The organism is Mycobacterium sp. E3339, assembly GCF_001666915.1.
GTDB lineage: Bacteria > Actinomycetota > Actinomycetes > Mycobacteriales > Mycobacteriaceae > Mycobacterium.
The window spans coordinates 1-7,623 of sequence record NZ_LZIZ01000019.1 but is presented as its reverse complement, the minus strand read 5'-3'; the positions used below and the strand labels follow the sequence as shown (position 1 = coordinate 7,623).

Below are 7,623 nucleotides of genomic sequence, written 5' to 3'. Positions count from 1 at the left end.
TGTCGGGCGGCAGGCGCAGCTCGGCGGCGTAGTTCAGGGCCTGGTTGACGGTCAGCTGGCGGTGCACGACGTCGTCCTGCGGGACCATCCCGATCCGGCTGCGCATCGTCGCGTACTCGGCGTGGATGTCGTGGCCCTCGAAGGTCACCGAGCCCGACGTGGGGCTGGTGTAGCCCACGATCACCCGCGACAGCGTGGTCTTGCCGGCGCCCGAGCCGCCGATGATGGCGGTCAGCGTGCCGGGCCGCGCGGTCAGCGAGATGTGGTCGAGCAGTTGCTTGTTCTGCTCGACGGTGTAGCAGACGGAGTTCACTTCCAGGCCGCCGGTGCGCGTCGCGGCCTCGGTGCGGCGCAGCAGGGTGTCGCGCAGCGCCGCGAAGCCGCCCGAGGTGGCCAACCTGGCGACCAAGATGTTCCAGGCGCTCATGCCGTCGCGATCCGGCGCGATGCCGAAGCCGTCCGGCGCGATCACGATCGGCCGGTCCACCGACAACGACATCGTCATCCAGGACGTGCTCGCCTCCCGCCATCACGCGTTTTTGACCCAGACGCCGCTGGGCACCGAGATCCGCGACGCGCACAGCGTCAACGGCACCTTCGTCAATGGCGTGCGGGTGGGGTCCGCGGTGTTGACCGAGGGCGACGTGGTCACCATCGGCAACGTCGACCTGGTGTTCACCCGCGACACCCTGCTGCGCCGCACCGAGGCCGCGACGCGCACCGGCGGCCTGGAAGTGAACTCCGTCTGCTACACCGTCGAGCAGAACAAGCAACTGCTCGACCACATCTCGCTGACCGCGCGGCCCGGCACGCTGACCGCCATCATCGGCGGCTCGGGCGCCGGCAAGACCACGCTGTCGCGGGTGATCGTGGGCTACACCAGCCCCACGTCGGGCTCGGTGACCTTCGAGGGCCACGACATCCACGCCGAGTACGCGACGATGCGCAGCCGGATCGGGATGGTCCCGCAGGACGACGTCGTGCACCGCCAGCTGACCGTCAACCAGGCCCTGAACTACGCCGCCGAGCTGCGCCTGCCGCCCGACACCAGCAAAGCGGAGCGGGCCCAGGTCGTCGCGCAGGTCCTCGAAGAACTCGACATGACCAAGCACGCCGAGACCCGGGTCGACAAGCTGTCGGGCGGGCAGCGCAAGCGCGCCTCGGTGGCCCTCGAGCTGCTCACCCAGCCGTCGCTGCTGCTGCTCGACGAGCCGACGTCCGGCCTGGACCCGGCGCTGGACCGGCAGGTCATGCTGATGCTGCGCCAGCTCGCCGACGCCGGTCGCACGGTGCTGGTGGTGACCCACTCGGTGTCGTATCTGGACGTGTGCGACCAGATCCTGCTGGTCGCGCCGGGCGGCAAGACCGCCTTCTGCGGGCCGCCCGACCAGGTCGAGGCGGCCATGGGCACCCGCAACTGGGCCGACATCTTCGCCAAGGTGGGAGCCGACCCGGACGAGGCGAACCGCCGGTTCAAGGAACGCGACCAGGGGTCGTCGCGGCCACCTTCCCCGCAAAGCCCGGCCGACCTGGGCGAGCCGCCGAAGACCGACCTGTGGCGGCAGCTGTCCACGATCGCCCGCCGCCAGGTGCGCCTGGTGGTATCCGACCGCGGCTACACGATCTTCCTGGCGATCCTGCCGTTCCTCATCGGGGCGTTGTCGCTGACCGTGAAGGGCCCGCATCCCGGCCTCGGCCCCGCCGACCCGCTCGGCCCGGCCCCCACCCAGCCGCAGTACATCATGGTGCTGCTGAACATCGGCGCCGTCTTCATGGGCACCGCCCTGACCATCCGCGACCTGATCGGCGAGCGCCCGATCTTCCGGCGGGAGCAGGCCGTCGGCCTGTCCACCACCGCCTACCTGCTGGCCAAGATCGCGGTGTTCTGCGTCTTCGCGACGCTGCAGGCGGCCATCGCGACCATCATCGTGCGGCTGGGCAAGGGCGCGCCGACCGCGCACCCGCCGTTCTTCGGCAACTCCACGTTCTCGCTGTTCGTCACCGTCGCAGGCACCTGCGTGGCGTCGGCGATGCTGGGGCTGCTGCTGTCGGCCCTGGCGCAGTCCAACGAACAGATCATGCCGCTGCTGGTGGTGTCGATCATGTCGCAGCTGGTGTTCTCCAGCGGGATGATCCCCGTCTATCAGCGCTTCGGCCTCGAGCAGCTCGCGTGGCTGACACCCGCGCGGTGGGGCTATGCCGCGGGCGCCTCGTCGATCGACTTTCCGTCGCTGGTGAAGGTCAAGCAGATCCCGACCAACGACCCGATCTGGCAGCACTCCAAGCACATCTTCGTGTTCGACATGCTCATGCTCGCGGCGCTGTCGATCGGCTACACCGCCTACGTCCGCTGGCACATCCGGCTGAAACGTTGACATGACGCAAGCTGCCGAGCCCGTGCTGACGGTTCGATCCGACCGGTCGAAGGGTAGCTTCGCGGCCGGCTGCGACGTGGTCGTCGGCAGCGACCTGCACGCGGACCTGCGGGTGGCGCACCCCCTGATCGCCCGCGCGCACCTGCTGCTGCGCTTCGACCACGGCAAGTGGATTGCGCTGGACAACAATTCGCAGAACGGCGTGTACGTCGGCGGCCAGCGGGTGCCACAGTTCGACATCGTCGACGGCCAGACCGTCAACCTCGGCAGGGCCGACGGCCCGCGGATCACCTTCGAGGTCGGCCACCACACCGGGTCGGTCGGCATGCTGCCGCCGACGACCGAGGCGATCCCGGTCATCGCCCCGCCGCGGCAAGCCCCGGCCCAGTCCCCGCGCCCGTACCAGTGGGAGGGCCCGCAGCGCACCACCGCCGTGCCGATCGTCCGCCCGGACGCCGGCACCCGGGCGGTGCCGCAGGCGGGCGCGATCCCGCCGACCGAGATCGGCGTGAGCGGCCAGCGGGCGGAGTTCCCGACCACGCGGGTGAAGAACCTGGGGCCCGACTCCGACCGGGCGACCGACCGGCCCGGACGCGCCGCCTGGATCGGTCGCGCGCTCGACAACGACATCGTCATCCACGACGTGCTGGCCTCGCGCCACCACGCGTTCCTGACCCCGACGCCGGCGGGGCCCGAGATCCGGGACGCCAACAGCAGCAACGGCACCTTCGTCAACGGCGTCAAGGCCGCGTCCGCGGTGCTGTCCGAGGGCGACGTGGTCACCATCGGCAACGTCGACCTGGTGTTCTCCGGCGGCATCCTGGTCCGCCGCCAGGAGGCGGCGGCGCGCACGGGAGGCCTGGAGGTGCGCGGCGTCGATTTCAGCATCAACGGCAAGAGCCTGCTGGAGCGGATCTCCATGACGGCCCGCCCGGGCACGCTGACCGCCCTGATCGGCGGGTCGGGCGCGGGCAAGAGCACGCTGTCGCGGTTGATCGCCGGGTACGCGACCCCGACCTCCGGGGTGGTCACGTTCGAGGGGCACAACATCCACACCGAGTACGCGTCGCTGCGCACCCGGATCGGGATGGTCCCCCAGGACGACGTCGTGCACCGCCAGCTGACGGTCACCCAGGCACTCGGGTACGCGGCCGAGCTGCGGCTGCCGCCCGACACCAGCAAGGCCGACCGCGAACAGGTGGTCGCCCAGGTGCTCGACGAGCTGGGGCTGACCCAGCACGCCGACACCCGCGTCGACAAGCTCTCCGGCGGCCAGCGCAAGCGCGCCTCGGTGGCCCTCGAGCTGATCACCGGGCCGTCGCTGCTGATCCTCGACGAGCCGACCTCCGGCCTGGACCCGGCGCTGGACCTGCAGGTGATGACGATGCTGCGCCAGCTGGCCGACGCCGGCCGGGTGGTGCTGGTGGTCACCCACTCCCTGACCTACCTCGACGTCTGCGACCAGGTGCTGCTGATGGCGCCCGGCGGCAAGACGGCGTTCCTGGGCCCGCCCGACCAGATCGGGGCGGTCATGGGCACCACCAACTGGGCGCAGATCTTCGCGAAGGTGGGCGCCGACCCCGACGAGGCCAACCGCCGTTTCCTGGCGCAGAACAAGCCGCCGCCGGCGGTGGAGACCGAGGCGCCGGCCGACCTGGATGTCGCGCCGGGCACCAGCATGCGTCGCCAGTTCTCCACCATCGCCCGCCGCCAGGTTCGGCTGGTGGTCTCCGACCGCGCCTACTTCGTGTTCCTGACGCTGTTGCCGTTCGTGATGGGCGCGCTGTCGCTGACCGTGCCCGGCCACACCGGTTTCGGCTACGCCGATCCGACCAGCGAATCGGCCGGCGAGGCCGGGACGATTTTGACGCTGCTCACCATGGCCGCGGCGTTCATGGGCACCGCGCTGACCATCCGCGACCTCATCGGCGAGCGCCCGATCTTTAAGCGGGAGCAGGCGGTCGGGCTGTCGACCACGGCGTACCTGCTGGCCAAGGTCGCGGTGTTCTGTGTGTTCGCCGTCGTCCAGGCGGCCATCGCGACGGCGATCGTGGTGGCGGGCAAGGGCACCCCGAAGCGGCCGGCCGTGCTGCTGGGCAACGCCACGCTCGAGCTGTTCGTCGCCGTCGCGGCGACGTGCGTGGCGGCGGCGATGCTGGGCCTGCTGCTGTCGGCGCTGGCGCGCTCCAGCGAACAGATCATGCCGCTGCTGGTGGTGTCGCTGATGATGCAGATGGTGCTCTCCGGCGGGATGGTGCCGGTGACCAACCGGATCTTCCTCGACCAGCTGTCCTGGCTGGTGCCGTCGCGGTGGGGGTACGCCGCGCAGGCGTCGACCGTCGATCTGTGGACGGTGGCGCCCGGCCCGCAGAGCCCGCGCGACAGCCACTTCAAGCACACCGCCGGCGCCTGGCTGTTCGACATGGGCATGCTCGTGGGGCTGTCGATCGCGTACACCGCCGTCGTGCGGTGGCGGATCCGGCTCAAGCACTGAGCCGCTCAGCCGTCGAGCCGCAACCCCTGAGCCGCCGCGAAGGCGACGGCCTGACCGACGTCCACGCGCGCCCCCGTCAGCCTCGCGGTTCGCCACAGCGAGGCATCCACGGTCGCGCCGCGCAGGTCGGCGTCGTCCAGCCGGGCGCCCGTCGCCCGCACGCCGGACAGGTCGGCGCCGCGCAACACCGCCTTGCGCAGGTCCGCCTCCACCAGGCTGGCCTCGCGCAACCGGCAGCCGCTCAGGTCGACGCCCCGCAGGTCGTTACCGCCGAGCACCGCGAGCGTGAAGTCCACCTCGTCGAAGACGATCGGCCGCATTCGGCACTGCACGAAGACCGACCCCAGCATGCTGCATTGCGCAAACGTGCTGTGCCACAACGATGTTCGCTGAAAGGTGCAATTGCGAAACGCCGACCCGCGATGTTGCGACTCGGCCAGGTTCGCGCCGCTGAAGTTGCACTGGTCGAACACGGCCCGCTCGGTGCGCAGCCGGCTCAGGTCTGAGTCGGTGAAATCGTGGCCGGTGAACTCGCGATCGGCCCAGGGGTCGGTCAACTGGCGAGGGTGGTCAGCGCGTATTCGCTCACCGCGATCAAGGCGTCGGTCGCCGACCGGCGGTCCCGGGCGTCGACCGTGATCACCGGGATGTGCGCGGGCAAGGTGAGCGCCTCGCGCACCTCGGCGACCGGGTAGCGCGGCGCGCCGTCGAACTCGTTGACCGCGACCAAGAACGGCAGGTTGCGGTGCTCGAAGAAGTCGACGGCGGCGAAGCTGTCCTCCAGGCGGCGGCAGTCGACCAACACGATCGCCCCGATGGCGCCGCGGACCAGGTCGTCCCACATGAACCAGAACCGGCGCTGCCCCGGCGTTCCGAACAGGTAGAGCACCAGGTCCTCTTCGAGCGTGATCCGGCCGAAGTCCATCGCGACGGTGGTGGTCCGCTTGTCCGGGGTGGCCTCCAGCGCGTCGACGGCGGTCGAGGCGTCGGTGAGCATCGCCTCGGTGCGCAGCGGCATGATCTCCGACACCGCACCGACGAAAGTCGTTTTGCCGGCGCCGAATCCGCCCGCGATGACGATCTTGGTCGATGCGTGGGCGGAATCGGAGTGCACGTCGGGCCGCGCCTCAGAGTGCCTTAAGGCCACGCAGGGTCCTTCCTATCAGTTCGTGGCGCTCATCCCTTGTCGAACGCTCGGACAACGTCCTATGCACCCGAAGGTAGCCGGACAACACCAGATCGCCGACGAGGACGCGCGTGACGCCGAGCGGCAGATCGAGTCGGGCCGAGATCTCCGCGACCGACGGGCTGGCGACGCACAGTTGGATGATCTTGCCTTTCACGTCGTCGGGCGGCCATTTGTGGGCCAGGCCGGCCTGCAACGTCTGGATCGGCGCTTCCACGGGAAGGTCGACGTCGGTGCCGGTCCGTCCGGACGTCAGGGTGTACGGGCGGACCAGGTTGCCGCTACGCGGGCTCGGCCGGGGCTCGGATTCGTCCATCGCGGCTCACGAGACGCCAGACCGGCGGGTGGACTGCACCACGCCGCCGACGCGCTCGACCAGGATGGCCATCTCGTAGCCGATTTGACCGATGTCGCATGACGTCTCGGCCAGCGTGGCCAGGTGCGAGCCGTCGCCGACGCGCATCAGCAGCAGGTAGCCGTTCTGCATCTCGACCACCGATTGCAGCACCTGGCCGCCCTCGAACAGCTGGGCCGCGCCGGTCGCGAGGCTGGCCAGGCCGGAGGCCACCGCGGCCAGCTGGTCGGCGCGCTCGCGCGGGAGGTGTTCGCTGGCGGCGATGGGCAGCCCGTCCACGGAGACCAGCAGGGCGTGCGCCACGCCGGGGACCTCGCGGGCGAACCGCGTCACCAGCCAGTCCAGCGGATTACCGGGCGACGTCATTCCTGATCATCCCCTTGCTCGCGGGCGTGCGACCGGCCGGTGCGCACCCCGCCGAAGTGGCTGCTGAACGACGCCCGAACCGCCTCGGGGTCGCGTGCCGTGGCCGCGTGCTGCGGTTCCCGATCGGAGTCCGGCTGGTCCGGCCCGGGCAGGCCCGTCCCGTTGGCCGCCCCGGGAACCAGCCGGGCGCCGGGCGTGCGGACCGGCAGACCGTGCTCGGCGGTGCGCGACTCGACGGGCTTGTCTTCGGCCGCGGCGGCGAGCGTCCAGCCGCGGTCCCACACCGACTGCCAGTCCAGGTCGGGGCTGTTGACCAGGTCGTGCGGGTCGCCGACTCCGGCCTGGGCATGAACGACACCGATCGGCGGATCGCCAACATGCGGCTGCAGGCCGGCGGCGAGGTCAGCCCCGACAACGCCCGGCACATGGGCCTGTTCGTGGTCGGCCGGATCGCTGCCCGGCACGGCATCCGGGTGGGGCTGCGCGGCCCGGCGGCCAACGAGGCGGGCTCCGGCACCACCGCCGAGATCTACCTGCCGCCGACGATCCTCGAGGGCACGGCCGCGGCCCAGCCCGCCCGGGTGGCCCGGATCCGGGCGGTGTCCTCGCCCAGCGCGCAACCCGCCGTCCCGGCGCCCGAAGCCGAACGCAAGCCGGAGCCCGCCTCGTTGGCCGCCGGGCCGCGCAGCCCCACCCGGATGCCGTGCCGGGCAGCGATCCGGCCGACCACGAACAGGCCCATGTGCCGGGCGTTGTCGGGGCTGACCTCGCCGCCGGCCTGCAGCCGCATGTTGGCGATCCGCCGATCGGTGTCGTTCATGCCCAGGCCGGAGTCGGCGACCCGCAC

6 protein-coding genes and 2 pseudogenes are annotated in these 7,623 nt (G+C 71.0%); 2 read left to right on the top strand and 6 right to left on the bottom strand.

Going from position 1 to position 7,623, the window contains the following annotated elements; genetic code table 11:
* Positions 1 to 472 (bottom strand): ATP-binding cassette domain-containing protein (locus A5702_RS00990; protein ID WP_369817847.1); only part of this gene is annotated, 472 nt, incomplete at its 3' end.
* Between A5702_RS00990 and A5702_RS00985 the strand changes: the two are divergent.
* Together A5702_RS00985 and A5702_RS00980 are read left to right on the top strand one after the other, a co-directional pair.
* A pseudogene (locus A5702_RS00985) lies at positions 369 to 2,375 on the top strand (ATP-binding cassette domain-containing protein); the annotation flags it as partial. The gene A5702_RS00990 and the pseudogene A5702_RS00985 sit on opposite strands and share 104 nt — an antisense overlap.
* Before the next feature lies 1 nt (position 2,376).
* On the top strand, positions 2,377 to 4,869 hold the full coding sequence (locus A5702_RS00980) for an ATP-binding cassette domain-containing protein (RefSeq protein WP_067816038.1): 2,493 nt from the start codon (positions 2,377 to 2,379) through the stop codon (positions 4,867 to 4,869).
* Positions 4,870 to 4,874: 5 nt separating this feature from the next.
* Here A5702_RS00980 and A5702_RS00975 read toward each other — a convergent pair whose 3' ends face one another.
* The 5 genes and pseudogenes from A5702_RS00975 to A5702_RS26830 form a co-directional block, all read right to left on the bottom strand.
* Positions 4,875 to 5,426 carry a pentapeptide repeat-containing protein gene (locus A5702_RS00975; RefSeq protein WP_068217478.1) on the bottom strand — a complete coding sequence of 184 codons (552 nt, stop codon included), beginning with the start codon at positions 5,424 to 5,426 and terminating at the stop codon, positions 4,875 to 4,877.
* Complete coding sequence (locus A5702_RS00970; protein ID WP_055401278.1) at positions 5,423 to 6,016, bottom strand: ATP/GTP-binding protein; 594 nt, start codon at positions 6,014 to 6,016, stop codon at positions 5,423 to 5,425. The genes A5702_RS00975 and A5702_RS00970 overlap by 4 nt, the downstream gene beginning before the upstream one ends.
* Positions 5,997 to 6,371: a DUF742 domain-containing protein gene (locus A5702_RS00965; protein WP_067816043.1), complete on the bottom strand. Its 375-nt coding sequence runs from the start codon at positions 6,369 to 6,371 to the stop codon at positions 5,997 to 5,999. The genes A5702_RS00970 and A5702_RS00965 overlap by 20 nt, the downstream gene beginning before the upstream one ends.
* Before the next feature lie 6 nt (positions 6,372 to 6,377).
* Positions 6,378 to 6,776, bottom strand: a complete 399-nt coding sequence (locus A5702_RS00960; protein ID WP_055401282.1) for a serine protease inhibitor — start codon at positions 6,774 to 6,776, stop codon at positions 6,378 to 6,380.
* Positions 6,773 to 7,623, bottom strand: a pseudogene (locus A5702_RS26830) (ATP-binding protein); the annotation flags it as partial. The pseudogene A5702_RS26830 and the gene A5702_RS00960, both read right to left, overlap by 4 nt.

Bases quoted from the DNA above. Each gene is read 5' to 3' on its own strand.
- A5702_RS00960 (WP_055401282.1), bottom strand. From the start codon at position 6,776: ATGACGTCGCCCGGTAATCCGCTGGACTGGCTGGTGACGCGGTTCGCC.
- A5702_RS00965 (WP_067816043.1), bottom strand. From the start codon at position 6,371: ATGGACGAATCCGAGCCCCGGCCGAGCCCGCGTAGCGGCAACCTGGTC.
- A5702_RS00980 (WP_067816038.1), top strand. From the start codon at position 2,377: ATGACGCAAGCTGCCGAGCCCGTGCTGACGGTTCGATCCGACCGGTCG.